Annotated in this window: 27 protein-coding genes; 10 read left to right on the plus strand and 17 right to left on the minus strand. The window is 29.5% G+C overall.

Annotated features, from left to right (window positions below; all coding sequences use genetic code 11):
* Window positions 1-13: 13 nt before the first annotated feature.
* The 3 genes from hypB to KQI89_RS02980 form a co-directional block, all read right to left on the minus strand.
* A complete protein-coding gene (hypB, locus tag KQI89_RS02970; RefSeq protein WP_216455825.1) occupies window positions 14-685 on the minus strand; it encodes a hydrogenase nickel incorporation protein HypB in 672 nt (223 codons plus the stop codon).
* Window positions 686-1,370: 685 nt separating this feature from the next.
* A complete protein-coding gene (locus KQI89_RS02975) occupies window positions 1,371-2,627 on the minus strand; it encodes an FAD-dependent oxidoreductase (protein ID WP_216455826.1) in 1,257 nt (418 codons plus the stop codon).
* Entirely contained in the window at window positions 2,620-3,684 is a 1,065-nt protein-coding gene (locus tag KQI89_RS02980; RefSeq protein WP_216455827.1) for a helix-turn-helix domain-containing protein, read from the minus strand. Before KQI89_RS02980 ends, KQI89_RS02975 begins: the two co-directional genes overlap by 8 nt.
* A gap of 546 nt (window positions 3,685-4,230) precedes the next feature.
* On the opposite strand from KQI89_RS02980, the gene KQI89_RS02985 reads away from it, so the two are divergent.
* The 4 genes from KQI89_RS02985 to KQI89_RS03000 all read left to right on the plus strand — a co-directional run bounded on the left by KQI89_RS02985 (window position 4,231) and on the right by KQI89_RS03000 (window position 7,863).
* Window positions 4,231-5,274, plus strand: coding sequence for a cell wall-binding repeat-containing protein (locus KQI89_RS02985; protein ID WP_216455829.1), 1,044 nt, complete (start codon window positions 4,231-4,233; stop codon window positions 5,272-5,274).
* A 158-nt stretch (window positions 5,275-5,432) separates the two neighbouring features.
* Window positions 5,433-5,684, plus strand: coding sequence for an SHOCT domain-containing protein (locus tag KQI89_RS02990; RefSeq protein WP_216455830.1), 252 nt, complete (start codon window positions 5,433-5,435; stop codon window positions 5,682-5,684).
* A 77-nt stretch (window positions 5,685-5,761) separates the two neighbouring features.
* Window positions 5,762-6,478 (plus strand): response regulator transcription factor, encoded by a 717-nt coding sequence (locus KQI89_RS02995; RefSeq protein WP_216455832.1) that lies wholly within the window; start codon window positions 5,762-5,764, stop codon window positions 6,476-6,478.
* Window positions 6,475-7,863, plus strand: coding sequence for a sensor histidine kinase (locus KQI89_RS03000; RefSeq protein ID WP_216455834.1), 1,389 nt, complete (start codon window positions 6,475-6,477; stop codon window positions 7,861-7,863). Before KQI89_RS02995 ends, KQI89_RS03000 begins: the two co-directional genes overlap by 4 nt.
* A gap of 102 nt (window positions 7,864-7,965) precedes the next feature.
* On the opposite strand, the gene KQI89_RS03005 is transcribed toward KQI89_RS03000, so the two are convergent.
* Together KQI89_RS03005 and KQI89_RS03010 are read right to left on the minus strand one after the other, a co-directional pair.
* Window positions 7,966-9,255, minus strand: a complete 1,290-nt coding sequence (locus tag KQI89_RS03005; RefSeq protein ID WP_216455836.1) for an FAD-dependent oxidoreductase — start codon at window positions 9,253-9,255, stop codon at window positions 7,966-7,968.
* Window positions 9,252-10,154, minus strand: coding sequence for a sulfide/dihydroorotate dehydrogenase-like FAD/NAD-binding protein (locus KQI89_RS03010; protein ID WP_343216343.1), 903 nt, complete (start codon window positions 10,152-10,154; stop codon window positions 9,252-9,254). The genes KQI89_RS03005 and KQI89_RS03010 overlap by 4 nt, the downstream gene beginning before the upstream one ends.
* A gap of 155 nt (window positions 10,155-10,309) precedes the next feature.
* Between KQI89_RS03010 and KQI89_RS03015 the strand changes: the two genes are divergently transcribed.
* Window positions 10,310-11,242, plus strand: a complete 933-nt coding sequence (locus KQI89_RS03015) for a diacylglycerol/lipid kinase family protein (RefSeq protein ID WP_216455838.1) — start codon at window positions 10,310-10,312, stop codon at window positions 11,240-11,242.
* Between the two features lie 141 nt (window positions 11,243-11,383).
* Here KQI89_RS03015 and KQI89_RS03020 read toward each other — a convergent pair whose 3' ends face one another.
* Window positions 11,384-11,809: a hypothetical protein gene (locus tag KQI89_RS03020; protein WP_216455840.1), complete on the minus strand. Its 426-nt coding sequence runs from the start codon at window positions 11,807-11,809 to the stop codon at window positions 11,384-11,386.
* Window positions 11,810-12,006: 197 nt separating this feature from the next.
* Between KQI89_RS03020 and asd the strand changes: the two genes are divergently transcribed.
* Complete coding sequence (gene asd / locus KQI89_RS03025) at window positions 12,007-13,092, plus strand: aspartate-semialdehyde dehydrogenase (protein WP_216455842.1); 1,086 nt, start codon at window positions 12,007-12,009, stop codon at window positions 13,090-13,092.
* A gap of 112 nt (window positions 13,093-13,204) precedes the next feature.
* Here asd and KQI89_RS03030 read toward each other — a convergent pair whose 3' ends face one another.
* Window positions 13,205-14,071 (minus strand): tRNA 2-thiocytidine biosynthesis TtcA family protein, encoded by an 867-nt coding sequence (locus KQI89_RS03030; RefSeq protein WP_032121654.1) that lies wholly within the window; start codon window positions 14,069-14,071, stop codon window positions 13,205-13,207.
* Between the two features lie 265 nt (window positions 14,072-14,336).
* Here KQI89_RS03030 and KQI89_RS03035 point away from each other — a divergent pair, with 265 nt between their 5' ends.
* Window positions 14,337-14,552: a hypothetical protein gene (locus tag KQI89_RS03035; protein ID WP_032121655.1), complete on the plus strand. Its 216-nt coding sequence runs from the start codon at window positions 14,337-14,339 to the stop codon at window positions 14,550-14,552.
* Window positions 14,553-14,616: 64 nt separating this feature from the next.
* On the opposite strand, the gene KQI89_RS03040 is transcribed toward KQI89_RS03035, so the two are convergent.
* Window positions 14,617-14,775 carry a hypothetical protein gene (locus KQI89_RS03040; protein WP_216455844.1) on the minus strand — a complete coding sequence of 53 codons (159 nt, stop codon included), beginning with the start codon at window positions 14,773-14,775 and terminating at the stop codon, window positions 14,617-14,619.
* A gap of 100 nt (window positions 14,776-14,875) precedes the next feature.
* Between KQI89_RS03040 and KQI89_RS03045 the strand changes: the two genes are divergently transcribed.
* Entirely contained in the window at window positions 14,876-16,444 is a 1,569-nt protein-coding gene (locus KQI89_RS03045) for a recombinase family protein (protein ID WP_216455846.1), read from the plus strand.
* A gap of 199 nt (window positions 16,445-16,643) precedes the next feature.
* On the opposite strand, the gene KQI89_RS03050 is transcribed toward KQI89_RS03045, so the two are convergent.
* Window positions 16,644-17,771, minus strand: coding sequence for a D-alanyl-D-alanine carboxypeptidase family protein (locus KQI89_RS03050; protein WP_216455847.1), 1,128 nt, complete (start codon window positions 17,769-17,771; stop codon window positions 16,644-16,646).
* 140 nt (window positions 17,772-17,911) lie between these two features.
* On the opposite strand from KQI89_RS03050, the gene KQI89_RS03055 reads away from it, so the two are divergent.
* Together KQI89_RS03055 and ytfJ are read left to right on the plus strand one after the other, a co-directional pair.
* On the plus strand, window positions 17,912-18,436 hold the full coding sequence (locus tag KQI89_RS03055) for a DUF2953 domain-containing protein (RefSeq protein WP_216455849.1): 525 nt from the start codon (window positions 17,912-17,914) through the stop codon (window positions 18,434-18,436).
* Window positions 18,437-18,452: 16 nt separating this feature from the next.
* Window positions 18,453-18,881 carry a GerW family sporulation protein gene (gene ytfJ / locus KQI89_RS03060; RefSeq protein ID WP_032121659.1) on the plus strand — a complete coding sequence of 143 codons (429 nt, stop codon included), beginning with the start codon at window positions 18,453-18,455 and terminating at the stop codon, window positions 18,879-18,881.
* A 25-nt stretch (window positions 18,882-18,906) separates the two neighbouring features.
* Here ytfJ and scpB read toward each other — a convergent pair whose 3' ends face one another.
* The 8 genes from scpB to spoIVB all read right to left on the minus strand — a co-directional run bounded on the left by scpB (window position 18,907) and on the right by spoIVB (window position 26,590).
* Complete coding sequence (gene scpB, locus KQI89_RS03065; RefSeq protein ID WP_032121660.1) at window positions 18,907-19,515, minus strand: SMC-Scp complex subunit ScpB; 609 nt, start codon at window positions 19,513-19,515, stop codon at window positions 18,907-18,909.
* Window positions 19,496-20,248, minus strand: a complete 753-nt coding sequence (locus tag KQI89_RS03070; RefSeq protein WP_032121661.1) for a segregation/condensation protein A — start codon at window positions 20,246-20,248, stop codon at window positions 19,496-19,498. Before KQI89_RS03070 ends, scpB begins: the two co-directional genes overlap by 20 nt.
* A gap of 281 nt (window positions 20,249-20,529) precedes the next feature.
* On the minus strand, window positions 20,530-21,723 hold the full coding sequence (locus KQI89_RS03075; RefSeq protein ID WP_216455851.1) for a D-alanyl-D-alanine carboxypeptidase family protein: 1,194 nt from the start codon (window positions 21,721-21,723) through the stop codon (window positions 20,530-20,532).
* 146 nt (window positions 21,724-21,869) lie between these two features.
* Window positions 21,870-22,748, minus strand: coding sequence for a site-specific tyrosine recombinase XerD (gene xerD / locus KQI89_RS03080; RefSeq protein WP_216455852.1), 879 nt, complete (start codon window positions 22,746-22,748; stop codon window positions 21,870-21,872).
* A 94-nt stretch (window positions 22,749-22,842) separates the two neighbouring features.
* Entirely contained in the window at window positions 22,843-23,472 is a 630-nt protein-coding gene (spoIIM, locus tag KQI89_RS03085) for a stage II sporulation protein M (protein ID WP_216455853.1), read from the minus strand.
* Between the two features lie 81 nt (window positions 23,473-23,553).
* A complete protein-coding gene (locus tag KQI89_RS03090; protein ID WP_096877961.1) occupies window positions 23,554-24,072 on the minus strand; it encodes an NUDIX domain-containing protein in 519 nt (172 codons plus the stop codon).
* A 272-nt stretch (window positions 24,073-24,344) separates the two neighbouring features.
* Window positions 24,345-25,157 carry a sporulation transcription factor Spo0A gene (spo0A, locus tag KQI89_RS03095; protein ID WP_032121664.1) on the minus strand — a complete coding sequence of 271 codons (813 nt, stop codon included), beginning with the start codon at window positions 25,155-25,157 and terminating at the stop codon, window positions 24,345-24,347.
* Window positions 25,158-25,378: 221 nt separating this feature from the next.
* A complete protein-coding gene (gene spoIVB, locus KQI89_RS03100) occupies window positions 25,379-26,590 on the minus strand; it encodes a SpoIVB peptidase (RefSeq protein ID WP_032121665.1) in 1,212 nt (403 codons plus the stop codon).
* Window positions 26,591-26,620 lie beyond the last annotated feature (30 nt).

A 26,620-nucleotide genomic window follows, 5' to 3' on the forward strand; every position in this document is an offset into this window, starting at 1 on the left:
TTTTATTATGTTTCTATTGCTCTTTCCAGTTTTTTACTTCAGTACGAATCCAATCTGCCCATTCATCAATACCTTCACCTGTTCTTGCTGAAATAGGAATGATTTTGATATTTGGGTTTAGTTTCTTTGCACGGGTTTTAACTGCTTCTAAATCAAAATCAAAATAATCTATTGCGTCAATCTTATTAATCAATAAAACATCCACAATTGAAAACATTAAAGGATATTTTAAAGGTTTGTCATCTCCCTCTGGTATGCTTAAAATCATAGCATTTTTGGATGCACCGGTGTCAAACTCTGCTGGACATACCAAATTACCTACATTCTCTAAAATAACAAAATCAATGCCTTCTGTACCAAGCCCCAATAACCCCTGCTTAGTCATATCAGCATCCAGATGACACATTCCCCCTGTGTGCAATTGGATGACTTTTGTACCGGTTTTAGCAACATCATGAGCATCAACATCAGAGTCAATATCTGCTTCCATAACGCCAATTACCATATCTGATTTTAAAGCTTCAATAGTTCTCAAAACCGTGGTTGTTTTCCCAGAACCTGGTGATGACATGAGATTCAATAAAAAGGTCTTATTCTTTTTTAATTCATTCCTAAGTCCATCAGCTTCACGATTATTATCTTCGAAGACACTTTCCTTAATTTCTAAAATTTTAAACGTTTCCATTTATTATCTCCACCTATCCACAAATTTTCATTACCCTTAGAATGTCTCAGACATTTCCATGAAAATTGTTATTATTTTATCATCTTCATTGTATTTAAAATAACAATGATTGTCAAAAAAAGAGGAACATTGAAATTCCAACACTTATCAACATTGTCTTTCAAGTTTAGTTTACACTTATAATAGATATTAATTCCCTCTTTAAGCCTCATCTGAAGGTTTTTTATAGTACTTTATGTAAACCTCACTTCATAGTAAAAAAGTCGTTTAAATAGGTCAAAATACTATAGATTATCAGTTTGATTAGTGATACACTATAAATACTGATGTCCAATCTAATCCTTCATCAGCTAATCCAATTCGTTACTTTTTTCACGTTTACCTAGAAAGTAACCTAGTATTTTTAAATTATAAAAACATGATGCTCTTTTAAATGAGTTTTAAATTATGTTCTTTAAGTTATAACCTTATAGACAACTGAACACTCCTATCTCTAATTTTCACATAAATATAGTGTTTGCTCTATTTAGCAAGTGTATCGAATTATTAAGTGCCCTTTCAATCCTTTAAAGAACAAAATCTGCAACAATTCAAAAATAAGTTCAAAGTTTGAATCTGGGTTACAGAAATAAAATCTCCTTAAACCCTTTTGGCTTAAAGAGATTTTTTAGATGTAACAGAACAATTAGTCAAAAAAACGATTCAATAAATCTAGTGAATACCGAACGCAGTTTTCCATTGAAAGCGTACTCATAATTTCACCTGCTAAAAATACATTGTTTTTGCCTTGCATCTCTTCCATTTTATCGTAAAATCCATTTTCTAGTGCAAGAGTGTCCACATAAGGACAATGCTTCCAATGCTTAGTCTGATAAAGCCTTGGATTCTCTATACCCAACTTCAACAAATCACCTTTAATAATATCTAAAGAAGATATTTTAGAATTATCAGGAGGATTGTATGCGTAAATCATCACCATTCCTTCACCATCACATGTATCCCATCTAGAGTCCCATATGATAATGTGCCCCCGCTTGCCGGGTGACAAGTTTTCCAGTACACAACCACAGCCTTTGGGAATTTTATCCGCGATGAACGCATAAACATTAAATGATTGATATTTTATACTACTTAGGTGTTGCCTCATATCCCGATCCCAAAAATGAAGATTTGAAAATTGATCTAAAGGGGCAGTAATGATAACTCGATTAAAATCAAGAACTTCAAATTGCGTTTGTACCCGCAATGTTTCATGCTGAGACAAGGAAATATCTGTTACCTTTTGACCTAATCGAATGTCTTTAATTTCCTGTTTTAAACATTCAGCCAAGGAAGAAACCCCATACTTCCAGGTAGTAAATTCCGGCAACTGCATAAAACACATTAAGTGCTCATGGTTCAGGATTCTAAGTACATAAAGAGCTGGAACTTCATCAATATTTCCTAAGCCAAAAATAGTGAAATAATGCACATAAATGGTTTTTAAAATCTCAAAGCCATGCATATCACACCACTTTGAGAAAGGAAGCATTAATGGAGGCTCAATATTTTGAATGCTGGCATTTTCCAGTGACTTATACCTCATCAAAACATTGGGCAATAGTTGGAGCTCCTCCATAAATTCTCCCAACTCCTCTCTGGGGATTTGCATAATTTTTTCACCATTAGCATTATAATTGACACGAGACAATTTCGGTCCATCAGTTTTAATGTTTAACCTTTTCATCAGTGCTTTTAGATTCAATTGAGAAGGTAAGCCAAAAATCGCCCCAAGTTCATAGGATTTTCCATTGTACCAGATGGTGTGCAATTTACCGCCTAGGCGTTCATCTTTTTCAAAAACAGTGACATTCTTATATCCCTTTTCTTGAAGCTCCTGAGCAATTACGAGTCCAGAGAGTCCTCCTCCAATAACTGCAACTTTACAGTCTGCATTATTCATCTTTATCACCCCACTTTGAAGAATTTATTAATGCCAGAATCCAAAGTGGCAACGTGTCCAAATCCGCATTATTATGTGACGCTCTTTCAAGAACAACCTCCACTGGTGCCTTCCCTGCATTGCAACCACTGGAAATTGCTCTGTAGAAATTGTATTCTCTTACAAATTCATTAAGTGCACGTTCAACTTTTATAAAAGAATCAAGATCACTATTTTCACCGATTTTATTGTAGAATTCTGTGACTAAAAACTCATTAAACTCCCTCATCTCATCTAATATAATATTATCCTCAAGGGAAATAAACCTGTGATTGATATGAAAATTCTCTATAATTTCCTTATACTTGTTACCTCTTACGAAATAGGGCAAAAATGCTTTTTTCCTTTCAGTGATTAAATTCTCAATGTTTAAATTGAAAGTCTTTAGTAAATAGATCAGCTTAAGTTCAAAATAATTCCAAATATCAATATCTTGCTTTTTATTATACAGTTTTACCTCTCTCCATTTTGAAGTAGTGTCGTAGAGACTGTACTGATATATCTTACCAATTCCATCAAAGGTGCCCATAAAATCAATTCGTTGAATCACTAAATACCCCGGATAAGCTTCCCTTGTATTGAAAAAAACAGGCACTTCCTTATTGTCCTTTTGGTTGGCTTTTATGTGAAGCTTTTTGTCCATAGAATATTCAACCCGCTGAGCTTTCTTTGTTAGTTCATGCCGCTTTAAAACATTGTAAATGCCCATTTCACCAGTGTCAAAGCCTTCAGCTCTCAGCTCATAGTAAATCCTCTTTGGTCCATCTGCCGGGTATTTTGCAACATATGCTAATATTTCCTGCTCAATAGCCTTACTAACTTTATTTGGCATTTGGGGCTTTTTGGGTTCCTTACTCTCCAATCCAATCATACCGTGCTTCTGATAAGCCCTTTGCCAATTGTAAAAGGTTGTTCTTGAAATACCGAATAGCTCACAGGTTTGAGAAACGTTATTCTCTTTCAGAGCATGTTTCAATATCACGTACTTGTTATATGCATTAAACCCTTTAGATTTCATAACATCTCCTCCTTCCCTTTAATAGCTAGTTTAAACCTTTTTATTTATGTATCAAGTATGCAATTGTTTTTCAATGAAAATAATAAAAACCTTTTCTCTTATGATTAGATCTAACAAAACCCCAAAATAACATAAAAGGATATCATTGTATAGGTACCCTAACAATGAAGATCTTTTTTGTATATCTAAATTTAAAGTTTGGCTCATATATAAACTTTTTTGAAAGAGTATAGCAAAGTTATCCTTAATTTTTTCATGATTTACTTTACACTATTAAATAAATATTGTTCACTATTCTAATTAATTCTATTATATCATATTGAACTTTAGATAGAACTTCAAAGTGTTTATAATTCAATATTCATCGCTTATGTCATTGGTCATCACAGCTTCTTCTTGCATTTAAATCAGGCTCATTAATACATGCTTTGAAGCACTCATAACAAGTAAGGATGTTTCTTTTTATATAACATTATGTTTAAGTTAGACACCGAAGAAATTCTTTAGTCATATAATATTTACAAATTATGCTTTAAGGAGACTATTATGAATTATATTACAGCGTCTTGTCCCACTACATTAAATACTACAAGGGTATGTGGAATTAATTCCATTGACGTAGCCAATAATGTGTCCACTATTACTTTTACAACTATGAGGCCAAATGCTATAATCTTAGTAAACAAGAACGAAGTTTTCGATGGAATTGCCGCATCTCCCTTAGTTCATTTTCCAATTGATGCTCCTATCCTATTTACTGATGGTAATATATTAAACAGAAAAACTCTATGGGAAATATTAAAATTATCTCCTAAAGGCTATGAAGGAATTCATGTAATAATAGTAGGAAGTATTTCTAATAACATAGTACGAGAATTAAATATGTATGGTTTAAGAACTGCTCGTATAACAGGACAGGATCATTATGAAACCGCATGTAAAATACCTATTATAAGAAGAGGTTTTAAAAATATTATATTAATCTCTGGCGAAGACTATTCTGAAGGAATTATGTCTGCCTATTGGTCTGCACATCATGGAGATCCTATTTTATATGTGAAAAAGGATGCCATTCCATCTTGTACCCTAGAAGCTATAAAAAAAATGAATGAAGTTAATGTCTATATCATTGGCTCAACTAATACAATTTCAAAAGCAGTTGAAAATACCTTACTACAATTAAATAACATAAAACACCTAGAGAGAATTGATGGTGAAAATCCTTATGAGATAGCAGTTAATTTTGCTAAATATAAAGATCCTAAAACTGAATTTGGCTGGGGAAGAAATTATAGAGAAGGTCACGCCTTTACCTTTGGTACGCTTAATCGTCCAATAACAACTATAGGGGGCGTATCATTTGCACATATGGGTAAACACACCCCTCTTCTTTTAATTAAAAAAGATATGATCCCCTCTGTAGTTGAAGGATATATTAAATTAATTAAACCTATTCCTCCAAAAGGCATGCCTCGTCCTCCATTTATGCACGGATTTATCCTTGGAGATACTAATAATATTAGTTATAATGTTCAAGTCATGATTGAAGACAATCTTTCCATTGACAATACAATGATGAACATGGTCTAAACTTTCATATAAGTGGTAAAAAACCTATTATTACTATAGGTAGCCCACAACAAAGAACCATATGTAACAGTAGTGCATCTCCATAATTCTTTCATAATTAATTTATATAATTAACTCATCAATAGAAGATTATAAAATTATTAAGGAGGACTTTGATTATGTTTTGTGGAGGTTTCCGCCCGTTTGACTTTAACTCTTCAGGTTCATTAGGATTTGGATGGATGTTTTTAGCAATGGGATTTAGGTTGTTAATATTTGTTGGTCTAATATTTCTTACTGTTAAACTATTTAAAAGCTTTACTAATAAATCAAATGATTTAATGACAATACTTAACGAAAAGTTTGCCAGAGGAGAAATAAGTGAAGAAGAATATTTAAAAAGAAAAACTATTTTATCACAAAGAAACTAGGGACTTGCGTTCCCTAGTTTTTTAAATATATGTATATTATAATAAAACTACAGATCTGTTGATACGAGGTGGAATACATGAATAGTAAATTTAAAATATTAGTTGTAGATGACGAACCCAAAATAGTAGATGTGGTTAAAGCTTATTTAGAAAAGGATAACTTTGATGTAATTACTGCAATGGATGGATTAGAAGCACTTAATTTAGTTAACAAAGAAACCATCCACCTTATAGTTTTGGATCTAATGCTTCCTAAGTTATCTGGTGAGGAAGTGTGTCATAAAATAAGAGCTTATTCTACTGTACCAATTATTATGCTTACTGCAAAAGCTGATGAGGATGAAAGAATCGAAGGCATATCTATAGGTGCTGATGATTACTTAACTAAACCCTTTAGTGTTTGCGAATTAGTAGTTAGAGTGAGAGCTCTACTAAGAAGAACCTACAGAGATAGTTCTCCTATGGCTGATATTTTAACCTTTAATAATGGAGATTTAGAAGTGGATATAAAAAAAATGATTGTAAAAAAACAAGGAGAAGTAATAAGCTTAACAACAAATGAATTTAAACTGCTAACAGCATTGATTGCAAACCCTGGCCAAGTATTTTCAAGAGAACAACTAGTGGAAAAGGCTTTTGGAATGGACTATGAAGGCTTTGATAGAACCGTTGATACTTATATAAAAACTATCCGTCAAAAGATAGAAGATACTCCTAAAGAGCCAAAATATATAATTACTATTTACGGCATGGGCTATAAATTTATCCCAAGCTTTATAGAGGTGAAGCAATGAAAGCATCTTTATCAAAAAAATTATCTTTAGGCTTTTTTTTAGCAGTTATAGTCTCAATAATTTTAGCAAGCTTTATATCAAATTATACAGTTAACAAAGAATTTAACAAATATTTAGTTGATGAGCATAAATCGAAAATTAATAATGTAATTAAGATTGCAGAAGATATATATAACAATCAAGGTAGCTTTTCAAAAGCAAATGAGGCTGAACTACAAAGGTATGCAATAATGCAAGATTTATATATTGAAATAAAAGATTTAAATAGTAATACTATATACTCATCGGGAAATTCTCATTTATATCATAAAGCCATGATGGGTCATATGATGAATAATGTTTCTGAAAATAATACAGGTGAATATATTGAAAATAAATATCCTTTAGCTATAAATAATAAAAATATAGGAAGTATAACTATTGGTTATTTCGGGAGTTCTTATTTATCTACTGCTTCAGTTACTTTTATAAATACTCTAAATCGCTCATTTTTATTTTCTGCTTTTATAGCATTAATATTTGGACTTGTGATTAGTATAGTTATTTCAAGAGAGATTTCAAATCCTCTTGTTAAAATAACCGAGGCATCAAATAAAATGAGATCTGGAAATCTAGATGTGCGAGCCTTGGTTAATTCAAATACTAAAGAAATAGATGAGCTTTCTAATTCAATCAATTATTTAGCAGAAACCTTAAAGAATCAAGAAATGCTTAGAAAGAGATTAACTTCTGACATTGCCCATGAATTAAGAACCCCATTGACTACATTAAAAACTCATGTTGAAGCTTTTATGGATGGCATATGGAAGCCTACCCCAGAAAGATTTGAAGATTTTTATGAGGAGATTGATAGATTATCAAAGATGGTAGATAATCTTCGTAATCTATCAAAGCTAGAAGAATCTAACCTTAATTTAAATAAAAGTACATTTAATATTTCTTCTGAGCTAGAGAAAATTATTGATACTTTTATACCATTATATATTAAAGAAAATTATCAACTAATAAGTGATATTAGTCCAGAAATAGATACCTCAATGGATAAGGATAAATTCAAGCAAATTATGCATAATCTACTTACTAATTCTTATAAATACTTGAAACCTAATGGAAAGGTGGAAGTTATACTAAAAAAGGAAAAACAAGATGTTATGATTAAAGTTATTGATAATGGTATAGGCATTCCCGAAAAAGACTTGCCTTATGTATTTGAACGTTTTTATAGAAGTGATTTGTCTCGCAATAAAAATACTGGTGGTTCTGGTATAGGTCTAACTATAACAAAAACATTTGTTGAAGCTCATGGCGGAAAAATATATGTTGAAAGTGTCCTAAATAAGGGAAGTACTTTCACAATTGAATTTCCTAATGTAATATCCTCTTAAAATTATTTAAAACTATAATCCTCAACAAAATCATCCCCATAAATTTAATTATGGAGATGATTTTATCCATGAACCTTTAATTTATCCCATCCCTATCTTAGCCTAAGAATCACTTGATACTAACCTATAGCTAAAGATTCCATCTAGATTTAATTTTTTGATTCTATCTTGTATTACTTGTAAATCTGTAGTATATAAGTTATTTTCTTTCATTCTATTAAAGTATTCTGCTCCAGCAAAGGTATATCTATTTCTTCTTCCTTCCTTTGTGGTTAATTTATAATTAGCATAGGAGATAATATCGCCAATTACTGTGCTTCTAGGCAGGATTAGCATAGGCATTCCTAAAGCATATCTTACAGCGTTATATCCTGCTAGAGTACCTGTACAAATAGCTTCTGTATGACCTACAAAGAGCCCTGATTTTTCTCCTCCTACAAATAAGTTATCAATGCCCTTTACTTTCATATCATCTGTTCTTGGAGCTACTGAGAGATATCTTATGGAATTTCCTTTACCTCCCGCATAAGGATCTACATACTTAGCTAGTTCTAACCCTTTTATCTTTCTAAGCTTTTCTAAAGGGTAATAAGTTGTCATTAGCTTTGCTTCACCAGTGTCTAGTAATATTATATTTTCTGCAAATTCTTTTAAAGCATACTGTTGACATACCTTGGATTTTAATTTATCTAAATTTATATCCTCTGTAGGTACTTTTAAAATTACTACTCCTTCTTCGTTTAGCTTTTCTTTAACTTCCTCAGATAAACTTTCTTTAGATAGTTTACAGGAGCCACTGAAAGCCCCAAATACATCATCTTCCCTCTCCCCTTGAAGATCATCTACTCCTGCCCTAGCACTTATACTTATTCTTGGTCCAAAAGCTGGACATCTTAAAATACACATGGAACATCCATTACCATATCTTAAGCAATTTCCCATAGGGCCTGTAGATCCTGTAGTTTCAATAAATACATCTCCTTCAATATAAGTTCCATCACTTAAGTAAACACCTTTTATCTTATCTCCTTCCTTTTCCACATCTGACACCCTTGAAGTAATATGCAACTCTATACCTAGATCCTCAATATATTTTCTAATAATTGGTTCTATTTTATTTACATCATATAGCCAAGCATGCTTATGCCCTGGAAAGTTTATGTTTTTATGCCTTGATATGCTATCTGTTAATTCTATAAGTTCTCCTGCCCCCATGGCTATCAATTCTTCTGAAGCAGTAAATCTTCCGTTGTTTCTCATTATACCTCCAACATTTCCAAGACCTAAGGTAAGATCAGTTTTTTCTAATAGTATAACTTCAGCTCCCACCTTTTTAGCTACTATAGCAGCTGCAATTCCTGACCATCCTGCACCAACAATTATAACCTTCATATGAACCTTCTCCCTTCAAATATATTTTCCGGTTCAGTTTGAATTTTGCAAAACCTTTTTTGTTTATGACCTTTATATCTATGACTACAACTTCCACATACTCCTTCACCGCAGCACATTTTAGCGTTATTACAACAGGATAACTTAACCCTTTTATTATTGAACTCTACTATTTTAAATATTAAAATGTCTGCACCAGAGCAATGTATGAGGTTTATATCTTTATCCTTAATTAAATTATCTAATATATTTTTTATATCCTCTGTTAGCTCCCCTCCTTCTAATACATCACATTCAATAAGAGATACATCATATTTTTTAAGTTCTTCCTCTACAAAATTATTTTTATACCCTCCTTTATCTAATATCAATGTTATTTTATTTCCATTAGAGTACAATTTTCTAATAACAGGAATCATAGGTGCCATACCTATTCCTCTACTTATTACTATTGAATTTCCTTCCTTAGCATTATATATATTTTTAATACCAAATACTCCATTCCAATAAGGACCTCTTAAAACTATTTTTTCATCTTCACATAGTTTTTCTATACTCTTTGTTTTAACTCCCTTTATCTCTATAACTAGAGTTATTGTGTTTTCCTCTAAATTTACATCCATAACAGAAATAGGCACATCATAATAACTTATACTTTCAGGATTTCTCATGAAAACATAACTACCTACAGCATAAAGATCCTGAGCAAGCTTATGAGGTATTAATATAGTCATAGATATAACATCTGGCTCTAAATATGTTTTATTTAAAATTTTGCATAGAATTTCTTTTCTGCCTGGTTTTATTTTATTCTCATTATTATGATATTCTTGATAAATACAGACACCTTTCCAATTTATACAGTCACAAAAGGACTTTCCGGAAAGTTGTGAGCATATAATACAATTACCCGATGCTGCTAGATGGCAAGGACAAGGTTAATGCATAAAAATGCATCATCATTGAAAAATTGTGTGTTTTATGATAAGTTAGTAATAACTATTTGTAGTTATTAAATTTGTTATTAAACACTATATTAACTAAGAGGTATAATATGAAACATTTATTCGTAATAAATCCTATTGCTGGGAGAGGTAAAAGCTTAACTTACATAGATAAAATTAAAGAAATTTTTAAAGATAGGGATGAGGAATATATAATTGAAATCACAGAAAGAAAGGGACATGCTGTTCAGCTTGTAAAAGAATATACTTCAAAGGAAGATTATAGAGTATATGCTATCGGTGGCGATGGAACTTTAAATGAGGTTTTAAACGGTATGATAAATAGTAATAGCTCACTTTCTGTAATCCCTTGTGGTACAGGAAATGACTTTGCTAGAACTTTACTAGAAAATATACATAGTGAAGATATTTTGCTTGATACAATAAATGGTGATGAAAAATTTATAGATGTAGCCAAAGCTAACGAAAGATATTATATAAATATTTCTTCTGTAGGCTTTGACTCTGAAGTTGTATATAATGCTCGCTTATTTAAAAACATGAAATTTTTACCTAATCATCTTGCTTATATTTTCAGCCTATTTTATACACCTTTTGTTTATAAGAGCATTCCTATGAAGGTAAATATTGATGACTTGATTCTAAATCAACGGACTATGCTCATAGCTGCTTCTAATGGCAAATGTTATGGTGGAGGTATTCCTATTACTCCTAATGCTGATATACAGGATGGTTTATTAGATATCTGTGTTGTTGATCATGCACCTTTACTAAAGCTCATTAGATTTTTACCAAGAGCTCTTAAAGGGAAACATGGATCTGTTAAAGAGGTTTCCTTTTATAAGGCTCACAAAATATCTGTAGAAAGTTCTTCTCCTTTTACATTTAATGCAGATGGTGAGCTAGAAAAACTACACAAGGTTAATCTTGAAATAGTTCCTAATAAGGTAAAGATGATTGTTCCTAAAGAATCTATAAGATTTAAAGATATAGAAGATGCTAAAGAAGTAATTATTGCATAAATAATTCAAAAAAGAAAACAAAGAATATATGTTCTTATAGTAAAGAAACATGTATTCTTTGTTTTTTACACTGTCTATTAGAGTAACATCTTTTTCATGAAATTATAGTATAATGGCTCTTACAAGCCTTAATAGGTTCTTCTAATAATCATTTGATTCATATTCCATATTTATTAATTGCATTAATTGTTTCTTTCTAAGTTCTAACTCACTTATTTTCAAATATATATCCTGAAGCTCTTTTCTTTTTTCTTCGGATATATCTTTTAAGATCTCATCTCTATCTTTTAAATAAGGTTTTATCTCTTTTTTGATATTATCCATATCCATAGTGAGTTCAAATCTTCTAACATCCTTTTCTTTTTTATTATCACCCATATCTTCTAACATATTTAATTCATTTTCGCTTCTGATAAAAGCCATATAGTATTTACAGATATTTTCCATAGCAGTAGTTAGTCTATTCCATACTGGAAAGTCTATTAGCATCAAAATATCAATTTTTGCCTTTTCTAAAAGTTCAATATCATCTTCTATGTTCTTTACATCAAAACTTAAGCTATTCATTTAAAAGCCCCCCTATTAGAAAGTCTCCTTATTAAATAGAGTATATATTAAAAATTGCAAAAAATAAACCTTTATATCATAATATAATTTATGATAGTATACATATTTTATATATGAAAGTATAATAGGATTATATATTAAATTTATAATCTGTACTATTAATATAGATTATCTAATAATACTATGGAGGTATATTTATGAGTAATAAATTAAATGTAGGAATACTGGGTGGTACAGGCTTTGTAGGTCAAAGATTGATTACACTGTTAGCAGACCATCCATACTTTGAAATAAAGGAAATTGCAGCTAGTGAAAGATCTTCTGGGAAAAAATATGTGGAAGCAGTTGAAGGTAAATGGAAATTAAACTTGCCAATTCCTGAAAAAATAAAAAATATAACTGTAAAAAATATAACTGAAGTTGAGGAAATAAGTAGTGCTGTTGACTTTGTGTTTTGTGCTGTAAACATGGCTACAGAGGACATAATTAAAATAGAAGAGAGTTATGCAAAAGCTGAAACTCCAGTTATATCAAACAATTCTGCTCACAGAATGATGGAAGATATTCCAATGATAATACCGGAAATAAACTCAAACCACTTTGAAATAATATCTGAGCAAAAAAAGAGACTAGGTACTACCAGAGGTTTTATAGTGACAAAGCCTAATTGTTCAATACAAAGCTATGTACCAGCAGTTAATGCTTTATTGAAGTATAAGCCTAAAAAAATAATGGTTAGCACCTATCAAGCTATCTCTGGAAGTGGAAAGGTATTTTCTGACTGGCCGGAAATAACAGACAATGTTATACCTTATATAGGTGGTGAGGAAGAAAAAAGTGAAAATGAACCACTTAAAATATGGGGGAATATAGAAGAAGGTAAAATTATCTTGGCAAAAGAGCCCATTATTAGCGCTCAATGTATAAGGGTTCCCGTATCTGATGGTCACTTAGCTACAGTCTCTGTATCCTTTGAAAAAAAACCTACTAAAGAAGATATAATTAAGGCTTGGAAGGAATTTGAATCAAAACCTCAATTACTTTCATTACCAAGTGCTCCTAAGCAATTTTTAACATACTTTGATGAAGATAATAGACCTCAAACTAAATTAGACAGGGATCTATATATGGGTATGGGTATTTCCTTAGGTAGGCTAAGAGAAGATAAGTTATTCCATTATAAGTTTGTGTGTTTATCTCACAATACTTTACGTGGAGCTGCTGGCGGATCAGTATTAACTGCTGAACTTTTAAAAGCAGAGGGCTATTTAACTTCAAAATAACTTGAAACATTTCCCAGGAAATTACATCCTATTAAGTTTAAATTTTTACTTTATTAACATTAAAGGAACTCTATTATAGAGTTCCTTTAATGTTTACCTTAAATTTTTTATTCTATTCCATGTTATAAAAATCTAAATAAGAGTGATTATTTCCGTCCTTTTGCCAACCCAATATAGAATCTATATTAACATTCTCTGCAGCTTTGAATATGGATTTATCTACATCTTTAAAATTCACTTTTAAACTTTCAATAAGAGCTTTAATCTCATGTCTTTTATTTCCTATTTTTTTAGCTGCCACCATGCAGGCACAATTTAATGGCCATATACCGCTATTTTGAATAAATCTTTGTATATATTTTTCTTCAACATAATATAAAGGTCTTATAAGTTCAATTCCTTCAAAGTTCGCTGCTTTTAACTTAGGTAGCATGGTTTTAAAATTTCCAGCGTATAATACATTTAATAAGGTAGTTTCTATAACATCATTAAAGTGATGTCCTAATGCTAGCTTATTACAATTTAACTCTTTGGCTTTAGCATAAAGAGCTCCTCTCCTCATCCTAGCACACATATAGCATGGATAATCCTGAGCTATATCATCTACTACATTAAATATTCCTGACTCAAATATCTTTATTGGTATGTCCAGATAGTTACAATTATCTATTAAAAGTTCTCTTATACTTTCATGATAACCTGGATCCATAGCTATAAATTCTAATTCAAAGTTCATTTTTCCATGGCGCTTTAGTTCTTGAAACAACTTAGCCATAAGTAAACTATCTTTTCCTCCAGATATAGCTATAGCTATCTTATCTCCTTCTTCAACTAATTTATAATCTTTTATGGCCTTAACAAATTTAGACCAAATATGCTTTTTATATGTTTTTACAATACTTCTTTCAATATCCTTTAATGGTTTTCTCTCATTAAAAGGTACCAGTATTTCACAACCCTCTCCAGCAATATTACTCATATTATCACCTCTCTTTTTCCTAAGATATTATAGCATCTTTACTTTTATTTGTCTGCATTAATTAACTTTTTATATTATATTTTATAGTTTAACAACACCTTAAACAAAGTTAAATCCTAACAGTACTATAAAGCAATCTTATTTTTATATCTTAATAATAATTCAACTTTGTTGATATTAATTATTATTAAAAAATTATTGAATTTTAGTTTTAAAAGAGTTATAATATATTTAAATAACAAAATATTGTCAAGAGGTGATAATTATGACAAAATATATAGTTATGCTAGTGATTTTAGCAATTGGATTAATTGGTTATATAGCTTATAGTAATTCAAAGAAAAAAAATGACACTGATTATGAATCTATTGAAAATAATACTCCAGATGGAAATTGTTCAGTTTATTGCAATGAGGATTTTGCTAAAGGTGAAATCTCCTGTAAAGCTTGTAAAGTTCCACAAAAGAATACTAAAGAGTAAATTTATAAAGAGAAGCTTATATTGCTTCTCTTTTTTATCTGCTACAAACATATATGCATATAATCTATTTCCTCTCACTCTCAGTATATAGGTTATATAAATATTCTATTTCTTCATCATTTAAATTTAATGCCATAATCTCGCTAAGTTTTTCAATTAAAATCCTACTTATACTATCTTCTTTATAATTATTAACAATAATACTTTTTATCTTTTTCTTCAAAACATACCTCCTTTCTAATAATTAATAATAAAGCTTAAAAGTAACCCTCTTTCTTCTTTTGAATATTATATATTGTTATAAATACTTTTAGGTGATATATTTGAAAGCTGCAATTTATTCTAGAAAATCAAAGATTACTAATGTAGGAGATTCTATAGAAAATCAGATACAGCTCTGCAGGGACTATGGAATAAATCTTAATATAGATGAATTTATAATCTATGAGGATGAAGGATTTTCTGGTAAAAATACTAAAAGACCTCATTTTCAAAAAATGCTTGAAGACGCTAGAAATAATAAGTTTAATATTATAATTTGTTATAGATTAGATAGAATTAGTAGAAATCTATCTGATTTTACAAACCTTATTGATGAGCTAGATGATTTAAACATTCAATTTATAAGCATTAGAGAGCAATTTGATACATCCTCTCCCATGGGAAAAGCTATGATGTATATAGCCTCTATCTTTGCTCAATTAGAAAGAGAAACCATTGCTCAAAGGGTTCAGGATAATATGATAGAACTTGCAAAAACCGGTCGTTGGTTAGGTGGTCAAACTCCTTTAGGTTATAAAAGTCAATGTAATCTGTATGAAGAAGAAACAGGAAAAGAAAAAAAAATATATGAGCTTTATCCTATAGATGAAGAAATTAAAGTAGTAAAACTTATTTATGATTTATACGAGAAAAAAAGGTCTTTAAATAAAGTTAAAAATTTTATTAATGAAAATAATATACCATCAAAATCTAATATTTCATGGACCTCCAAGAGGATACAGCTTATATTAAGGTCACCAGTATATGTTAAAAGTTCATTAGAAGTACTTGAATATTTAAAACTTAATGGAATAAATGTTTTAGGAACCCCTAATGGAAATGGTATATTAATTTATAATAAAACAAAAAACATAAAAGTAAAAAGAGATAAATCTCAATGGATAGCAGCTATAAGTAACCATGAAGGTGTAATAGATCCTACTGATTGGCTACAAGTACAACATATATTAGATAACAATTCTAAAAGCTCTCCTTCTATAGGTAAATCCAATACTGCACTTTTGGTTGGTTTACTAAAGTGCCATAAATGTAAAGGAAATATGCACATTAAACATGGCCACATAAAAGCTAATTCAAAGGAAAGAATACTTTATTATGTTTGCGAAAACAAATCTAATTCTAAGGGTAAGCTATGCGACAATGGGAATATAAACATGGAAGAAATAGATGAAGTTATACTTAGTTCTATTGCTAATGTCCCTTTAAATAGTGATAGATTTATTAAATCTCTTTTGAAGAATATAAAATACAAGGATTATCTCTCATATTCTAATAATACAAACAGTGAAATCCTATATAACGAAAAGAAAATTGAAAACTTAGTGGCTCAACTATCCTTGACTCCAGAATTATCTAAATATATAACTCCTAAAATCTTAGATATAGAGACTTACATTGAAAAATTAAAAAATCATCAAAAGTCTAAAACTCTACTAAATGAAAATATTTCTTATATTAAAAACATGTCAAAGGAATACTTTACCTTAGATTCCATAATGACTAAACTTACCATAGATGATAAAAAGTATCTATTAAGAGAACTTATAGAATCAATTTATTTTAATGAAAAGGATGGTATACTAACTATAAATTACAAAAGTTTTATATGAAAATTTTTATATGGTATATATGATGTATTTTTATGAACTAAGCACAAAATTCAGTTCCTGCATCAATACAGTCCGTTACCTCATACTTCATATATACCATCCTTTCATTTTTTAATGTAATTTCCATGGAGTTTTCTATAGTATTAAAGTATTTACAATTAATACTATGTGTTACAACTAATATTATAATTTGCTAATATTAGTTAAATATATTATCTAGCCAAATTCTATATTTAGGTAATGACTTTACTTTCTCCTTATTGTACAAGGGACATTGATAGATTATTCCGCCTTCACCTTTCACTGTAACCTTTCCAATAATCTCATCTTTCTCTAATGGTGCTTTAATATTATTATTTATACTAATATCCACATCCCATTTTGAATCCTTTTTAATAGGTAGAATCATATCTTCTTTTAAATATGCTTCTGCCTTTTTATTTCCTTCTTTAACCTGAAATTCACTTACTATATCCTCTGAAGATATAATTTTTTTATATTCATAATTTTTGCAAACATACTCATATATCTTCTTAGTTTCACTCCATCTTTCATTACAATTTAATACTACAATTATTATATCCTTATTATCATAGGCTACAGATGACACAAGACACTTTCCTGCATTACCAGTATATCCTGTTTTCACTCCATTTGCCTCTGGAATCTGCCATAATAATTTATTTATATTATTGTAATCTCTAGTAAAGTTCATTTTTTCCTTACTAATTTCTTTACTAGATACTATTTCACTAAAAACATTATCTTTTTTTGCCTTAGCTGTTAATATAGCCAAATCATAAGCACTAGAAAAATGTTCCTCCTTATCTAACCCATGTGGTGTCTGAAAGTTTGTATCCATTAAACCTATTTGCATAGCATATTCATTCATAAGCTCCATAAATCCATCTACTGATCCAGCTACACCCTCTGCAATAGCTATTGCAGCATCATTTCCAGACTTAAACATTAATCCGTATAGTAATTCTCTTATACTTATCTCCTCATTTTTTCTATACCCTACCTTGGATCCACTTACATTGGTGGAATTATTACTTATCTGTACCTTTTTGTCCATATCTCCATATTTTAATGCCACTAAAGCTGTAGCTATTTTTGTAGTACTAGCCATAGGTACTATTTTATGAGCATTCTTCTCATATAGTACCACTCCTGTATCAGCATCTAATGCTATAGCCGTAAGTGCTGATACATTAATGTTTTTTAATTCCTTAGACTTTTCTTCTGCCAAAACCACCTTTGGGAGAAAATTAGTTGTTGCCATTATTAATAGCATTGTTATTATATAAAATCTAAATTTTTTCATATACAGTCCTCCAATAATTAGCTTTTAAATTATTTTTCCCATTTATTCTAACATTAATACTAAATATTTTTTCCTATAGCTAATTAAAAATGAATTAGTTGGCAATAATAAAAGATGTATCAAATTTTGGAGGAAGAATCATGTTAAATATCTTCTTATTAATATTATTGCTTTTATTTATTATATTAATATTTTTTCCTTTTCCTATAAAACTCAATTTAAAATACAAAGAAAACAAACTGAGCCTTAGTTTATACAAGAAAAATATAGAGTTTAATAAAGGTAAAGCAAAATCATTTATTAAAAAAACTAAGAGTAAAAAAAATAAACATAAAAAAGTTTTTATGCTTATTTTAAATAAATATAAATGTTCAAAGTTAAAACATAAAATATCTATTGATGTAAACATGGGATATGGATTAGATGATGCTGCTGTAACTGCCGTAGCATATGGAGTTTTAAATTCTTTTTTTTATACCTTATATGTATTATTGCAAGATATATTTAATATTAAAGATTATAATATTGATTTAGAACCTTATTTTAATAAAAATAGTGTAGATATAAAAATATGCTGTATAATTTACACAAATTTAGTACAAATTATTAATGTGCTTTTAATATATAAAAGATCACTTAAGGAGGTGAAAGCTAAAGAGTTATAACTCTTTTAGCATTATTATGGAAAATCATCCTATTGATAATTTAATGAAAAACACTATGGAGAGTATCAGGGATATGGTAGACGTTAATACCATAATAGGAGATGCTGTAGAGACTAAAGATGGCAGCCTTATACTACCTATATCAAAGGTATCCTTTGGATTTGCTTCCGGAGGCTCTGAATTTGCCCCTAAATGTAGTAACAGCATAGAGAAAACAAGTAAGTTTCCTTTCGGTGGCGGTTCTGGTGCAGGGGTATCCATTAAGCCTGTGGCATTCTTAGTTTTAAGAGAAAACAACCTAAGACTATTATCTGTAGACCAAGATAACACCTACGACAAGATAGTAGATACTGTACCTCAGGTAATAGATATGATGAAAGATTTAATGAATAAGAAGGAAAACAAACCTGAAGATAATTCTGGTCAATGTATATGCAAGGAATAATCCTTGCATATTCCCTTTTACTTATTTATAAATTTGTCTCCTCATTTGTAAAAGCCACTTCTCCAGCAATATCCTCTTGTATAAATGAATCTAGGGATGGTAATTCTTTTAAAGTTTCCATATTAAACTGCTTTAAAAATTCCTCAGTAGTAGAATAAAGAATAGGTCTTCCTGCCACCTCTAACCTTCCACTTTCTTTTATTAGTTCCCTCTCTAGTAATCTTTGTACTGCACTATCGCTTTTAACCCCCCTTATTTCATCTATATCAATCCTAGTTATGGGTTGTTTATATGCAATTATTGCAAGAGTTTCAAGAGCTGCCTGTGAAAGTGACTGTCTAGAATTAGTTTTAAGTATCTTTTGTATATAATCACTATTTTCAGGCTTTGTAACTAACTGATACTTTCCATCTGTATGAATTAGCTTTATTCCTCTTCTTTCTTTTTCATATTCTTTTATCATTTCCTTTAATATTTCTTTTGTGTATTTATTATCACATTCTATAATATTTGAAATATGTTTTAACTCCATTGGTTCTCCACTTACAAAGAGAAGTGATTCTATTACAGAGGTATACAAATTTTTTTTAGAGGTTTCTTCAAATTCTACTTGATTAAAGTCCATGTCCTTCATTTAAAGCCATCCTTTCTATATAAATCCTAGAGAAATTATCTTCTTGTACAACTTTTATAAACTTTTCTTTTATCAGTTCAAGTAGCGCTAAAAAAGTAACTACAACTTCTAATTTACAATCACATCTATTCATAATTTCTGAAAAGGTTGTCCCATTAATTTCTGTCAATATTATCTTGATATGTTCCATTTTATCTTCGATTTTATACCTATCTATAGGTATTTCTTTTTCTATTACATTATTTGTATTTCTTTTATTTATATAGTTTTGTATCAATTCACTATACAGGTTGTATAGTTCTAACATTGTAATATCCTTCAATAACTCTTCATTATTTTTTAAAGTCTTTTCTTCTATAATCTCTGGTTTTTTAGAATATACCTCTCCTGTTTCTCCTTTTAGTTTTCTAAAATACTCTGCTGCTTTTTTAAACTTTTTATATTCTATTAACTTTTCAACCAAATCTTCTTTATAATTTTCTTCTTCTTCTGAATTCTTCATTTTAGGCAATAACATCCTTGACTTTATTTCTATTAAAGTAGCAGCCATTACTATAAATTCTGAAGTTACTTCTAAATCCAATTCCTGCATTTCCTTTATGTATTGAATATATTGATTAGTAATCTGATGTATCTTTACATTGTATATATCCATTTCATTCTTTTTAATAAGATGTAATAATAAATCAAAAGGACCTTCAAAGTTAGATATTTTAATATTTAAACCATTCATAGCTTCACCTTTTTATAATTATTTCATTGATTATACCCATTAATTATATTATAGCATCAAAGTATTGTCATCTTTATATTTGCTATAGAATTAGAGTTTTTAGTTTAGTTTAAATATTGTAGTAAATAATAAGGCTACCCTTATTTTAATGAGGTAACCTTATTATCATAAAAATATACTATTTTACCTAATGATTAAACTATTGTAGTGAAAGATTAAGCATAATCATTTTAGGATTTGCCTTAACTCTTATAAGCTTATTAAACTATTATAGTGCAGCATCAAATTGAACCCTTAAATAGATTTTTTAAATTATACTTCATATTATCTATAAAATTAGCTCTTTTTAAATCTCTATCGCTGTATATATCAACCTTACCTACAACCTCTTCTCCTGCATAGTATTGGCAATATCCTATAATATCTCCTTTATTATATTCTTTTCTATCCTTATCTATAACTATCTCTTTTTTAATATCAACATTTTTACCTTTTTCTATTACAATACTTAATTCATCATTAGACTTTGCTATAAAATACTTTTCTCCACTTTTATCAAGCACTACTTTATCTATGTCTTCATCCTTTTGTACAATATCTTTCTTTTCGAATTTAGAAAAACCATAATTCATAAGCATGCTAGCATCCTTATTTCTAACCTTGTAAGTAGGTGCACCCATTATAACAGCTAAAACTCTAACTCCATCCTTTACTGCCGTAGCCGATATACAGTAATGAGCCTCCTCTGTGTATCCTGTTTTTAGTCCATCACAGCCATTAAAAAACCTCACTAGTTTATTATGATTCACAAGACCTATTGGGGTTTTTCTACCTTCAGATATGGTTTCCATATATGTACCTGTATATTTTAGAATATCAGGATATTTTAATAGTTCTCTAGACATTATTGATATATCATAAGCAGTAGTTAAATGTCCTTGAACTGGCAGCCCAGTACAATTTTTAAAAGTAGTGTCTTTCATACCAAGAGCAGCACATCTTTCATTCATAATATTTACAAAGCCCTCTTCAGTACCTCCTATATATTCTGCCATGGCTACTGCTGCATCGTTACCAGAGGCTATAGCTATACCTTTAATTAATTCCTCTACAGTTCTCACTTCTCCAGTGTCTAATAACATGGTACTTCCACCCATTTTTTTTGATGTTTCACTTACTGTAACCTTATCTTCAAATTTAATCTTACCTTTACTAATTTCCTCCATGGTTATTAACATAGTCATTATTTTAGTAACAGAAGCTGGAGCAAACTTTTCATTTGAATTTTTATTATATAGAATCTTCCCTGTGCTTACTTCCATAAGTAAAGCAGATTTAGCCTCAACATCCATTCCTTCTACCTTAGTTTCTTCTTTTGAAGATTTTTCATCAGCGTAAGCTACTGTTGTAAATAAATTAAAGGTAAAAATTAAAGCCAATAGTATTAAAACTCCAGATTTTTTTATTCTTATCATTATTTTTTCCTCCCTTCTTTTAAATTTATTTTTTCCTAAAATTTAATTATTATCACAATAAACTAAAGTATTTATAAAAATAAAAAACAACTCCTAAGTTAAGAGTTGTTTTCAGGAAATATTAATTTATTATTTTCTAAATTTTGTTAAGCTCTAGGGTGTGAATTTTTATACACCTCAATTAGCTTATTTTTCTTTGTTATAGAATAATATATTTCTGTAGCTGCTATATCTACATGACCTAATAACTCTTGCACAGATTTTATATCTGCACCATTTTGCAAAAGATGTACCGCAAAAGAATGTCTAAAGGTATATAGATTTATATCCTTATTTATTCCTGCATCTTTAGCATAGGCCTTAGCTATTTTCCAAAAACCTTGACGACTCATTCTCTTTCCCCTTGAGTTTAAAAATAATAGTAAACTCTCTGAATCCTTCATACTTTTTCTTAAACTTAAATATTCTTCAATGTATTTTATAGCCACGCTACCTAGTGGTATTATTCTCTCTTTTTCCTTTGTTCCCTTGCATATCATGTATTCCATATCTAAGTTAATATCAAAAATCCTTAAGTTTAACAATTCTGTTACCTTAATTCCTGTGGCATACATAAGCTCTAACATAGCCCTATCCCTTAGACCCTTATATGTATCAGTATCTGGCATATCCAGCAAAATTTCTACCTCTTCTATAGTAAGAACCTCTGGAAGATTCCTCTTAATTTTAGGTAATTCATAATTTATTATTGGTGACTCTTTAACAAACTGGTTTTGCATTAAGTATTTATAAAAATTCCTAAGAGTAACCAAGTTTCTATTAATTGATGAATTAGCTATATTACCTTTTATGAGATTTTGAACATAAGACATAATGGTAATTTCATCCACTTGTTGAAATTCCTCTTCTCTATTTTGCAAAAAGTTAGAGAATTTTTCTAAATCTCTAGCATACGCCTCTATTGTATTTTTAGTTAAATGCTTTCCTTTTACAAACTGCAGATATTTTTCAATATACTCCTCCATAAATACCACCTATAAACTTTAATATATTATATACATTTTATCATAGTTAGGTAAAAGTAAAAAGCCGTTATATATCTTGTATTTATAATATATTTCAACTAAGAAAATATTTAAGTATGGCTGGAGTAATATAACTTTCAATCAAAGTCCCTAAAAGTACAAACATAGCTATAACTACTAAGTCCATAACAATATTCTTATTTTCCTTAGCTACATGAGGTTTCTGATTGAAAACATTATTTCGTATTTTATCTAGAGATATCCTCATAGATATTACTGAAGCTATAACTATACAAGGTATATATATTATATTTTGAGGTAGCATTCCAACTAGAGTTATGGCTACTCCCTTTTTTCCTAAGGTACTTATTATAAATGAAAAAGTAAATCCAATAGAAAAACCTTTAATCAAATTAATTAAAAGTATTATAGGCATACCAACCAAAGTTAATCCTAAAATAAATAGTACTAAAATTATTGGAATGTTTGTTTTTATTGCTTCAAAAAATATAACTTTATTGTTTAATTCTTCTGAGGCTAATATATTAGTAAAGGAATTAAAATAATTTGCAAGATCTAATTTATCTACTTCAGACATGTACTTTACAGCATAAACTCCTAGAACCACTCCTGTACACAAAAACAATAAACTTATTATATAAAGCCAAAAGTTCTCTTGAATATGCATAGTTATATTGTTTATATATTTGTTATCCCTTATCATTTTTTCTTCCTCCCAGACTCATTTTATTATCTAATTGTTTACTTATATTTATGTCTAAAGAGGAAGGTATATTCTATAAATTTACATTAACATAAATACTGCTAAAGTTTTCCCATCAATTATTTCGCCAGACTTTATCATCTCTTTTACCTTATTTAAAGATATTTTTTTTACATTTATAAATTCATCTTCATCGCCACCTATTTTTCCTTTATGTAAATCTTCTGCTTTATAAAAATAAATATATTCATCAGTAAAGCCTGGTGTAGTAGCTATTTTTCCTAGGTATGTAAAATCCTTTGCTATATATCCTGTTTCTTCTTCTAGTTCCCTTCTCCCACATTTTTCTATGTCTTCACCTTTTTCAAGTTTACCTGCTGGTATTTCAAGTAATATTCTATCAAGAGGTTTTCTAAATTGTTCCACCATAATTATGGTATCCTCATCAATAAAAGCTAATATAGCTACAGCTCCTGGATGCCTTACAATCTCTCTAGTAGATTCCTTTCCATCAGGCAACTTAACCTTTTGTTTAACTAAATTAATAAATTTACCTTGGTATATTTTTTCTTCATTTAATGTTTCTTCAAATAACTTCACATTTACCATTCCTTTCAATAAATAAATAAAATAAAAACCTACATTGTATGAACAACGAAGGTTTTATTTTATAAATTTTTTGTTTATATTAATCCACCTTATTTTATCGCCATACATAAACACACCTGCATTGAATTTTAGATGAAATTTAATCATTTGTTTGAAAATTATTTTTATAAATTAATACATAATTTTTATACATTCTAGTAAAACCCAGTTGTTTTTTATGCTGTTTATTGTTTTTTAATCCTTAAATCCTTAATATTACTATGTTAACCAACTTTATTTTTAAGTCTTAACTTATCAGCAACCATAGCAATGAATTCCGAATTGGTAGGTTTCCCCTTTTCATTGTGTACTGTATATCCAAATAGCTTATTTATGGCATCTATTTGCCCTCTTCCCCAAGCTACTTCAATAGCATGTCTTATTGCTCTTTCTACTCTACTTGCAGTAGTATTATATTTTTTTGCAATAGAAGGGTATAGCTCTTTAGTTACTGCTGATAATAGCTCCATGTCGTTTACTACCATGCTTATTGCTTCCCTAAGATACATATATCCCTTTATGTGAGCCGGCACACCTATTTCATGAATTATATTAGTTATTTCAGTTTCTAAATCCACAGGTTCCTTTTTTACAGGTTTGAGCTCTACAGTTTCGGACATGGTAACAACAGTTTTTTTAGTATCTGTAGCTAATGTATTATTAAACATCTGTCTTATCCTCTTTGTAAAAACATCCATATCAAAAGGTTTTACTACATAATAATCCGCCCCTAAGGTTATTGCTCTTTGTGTTATTTTGTCTTGACCTACTGCTGATAAAACTATAACTCTTGGCATTGGCTCTAAATCCATGGTATTTAGTCTTTCTAATACTCCTAACCCATCTAACTGTGGCATTATAATATCTAAAACTACTAAATCTGGCTTTTTTTCTTCAATGAGTTTTAATGCTTCCAATCCATCCTTAGCAATGCCTGTTACAATAATATCTCTTTGATTGAGTAAATAATCATTTAAAATATTGCAAAATTCCTTATTATCATCTGCAATTAAAACTGAAATTTTTGATTGATCCATCTCATTTCTCCCCTTTAAATATTTTATTCCAAATCTTAACAATTAATTAATTCGACAAAACTATTTTTTTTCCTTCTAAAAAAGGATAAATTCATATTATTTAAATATAAAATAGTAAAAAGCTATAAAACTTTTTACTATTTTCCAATTTATCCAATTTATTTGGTTATACCTTAGAATGCTGTTGATTTCAGATAGTTTATAAAATAAAGTCTGTTATCTTAATCAATTATACCAGAATCCTTTATCATCCATTCTATATATATACCGTATCCAGTATCTGGTTTATTTATTAAAACATGAGTTACAGCTCCTATTATTTTATTATTTTGAATTATAGGACTTCCGCTCATTCCTTGAACTATGCCGCCAGTTTTTTCTAAAAGTTCTTTATCTGTAACTTTTATAACCATACTTTTAGGTCCCGGAACATCTTGTGGCAACAATTTTTCTATTTCAATGGCATATCTCTTAGGTCCATGGTCATCAAGTGTTGTTATTATTTCAGCAGGACCTTCTTTTATCTCATTTCTTAGAGCTATTTTTAAAGGTTGATTAAGCTTTAAATTATTTATATTTTGTGAAGCATCACCAAAAATACCGCATTCCGTATTATTATTTATCATGCCTAATGGAGCATCTTCCTCTGTAAATATTCCTTTTAATTCTCCTGGATTACCTTTTACGCCTTTCTTTATATTTATAACAGAAGCTTTAGTTACCTCACCTTTTTTTATAGACATTACTTTTCCCGTATCTACATCTGTTATAGGGTGTCCTAAGGCACCGAATTTTTTTGATTTGCTATGATAAAAAGTTAGTGTTCCAACTCCTGAAGTTGAATCTCTTACCCATAATCCAATCTTATATTTACCCTCTTTATTTTTTATTGGCAAAATATTTTTTTCAAAAATCTCCTCTTTTCTTTTTATGGTTAATGAAATATTTTTTCCTTCAGATTTATTTATTAGTTTCGCCATTTCTTCTGCACTATTGATTTCCACTCCGTCTACTTTTATTATACTATCTCCAACTTCAATACCCGCTTCTGCGGCAATGCTAGAAGATTTTTCTTTATCCTTTTCAATATCAGAATAAGCAACTACCAATACTCCTTGTGTACTTAATTTTATACCTATACTGTCACCACCTGGACATAACTCCACATCAGGCACAGATTTAACCATAGCTGATTTTACTGGTAATATCCCCAGTATTTTTATGTCTATTTTCTCTTTAGAAGAGGCCTGCGAGGATTGTAAGAACTTATTATTTATAAGGTTGTTTTTTAATACATGGTTTATACTTATTCTTTCATTTTCCTTTACAAATATCGTACTTGGTATTCTATTTATATCAAAACATATAATTGAAAAAAGAATAAATATAGGAGTCAAAATAAAGCACAACTTGTATAATACTTTTTTCTTCATGCCTTTTCCTCCTTTTTATTTTGTTATCTT

This window comes from Clostridium simiarum, from assembly GCF_018919175.1.
Lineage (GTDB): Bacteria > Bacillota > Clostridia > Clostridiales > Clostridiaceae > Clostridium_L > Clostridium_L simiarum.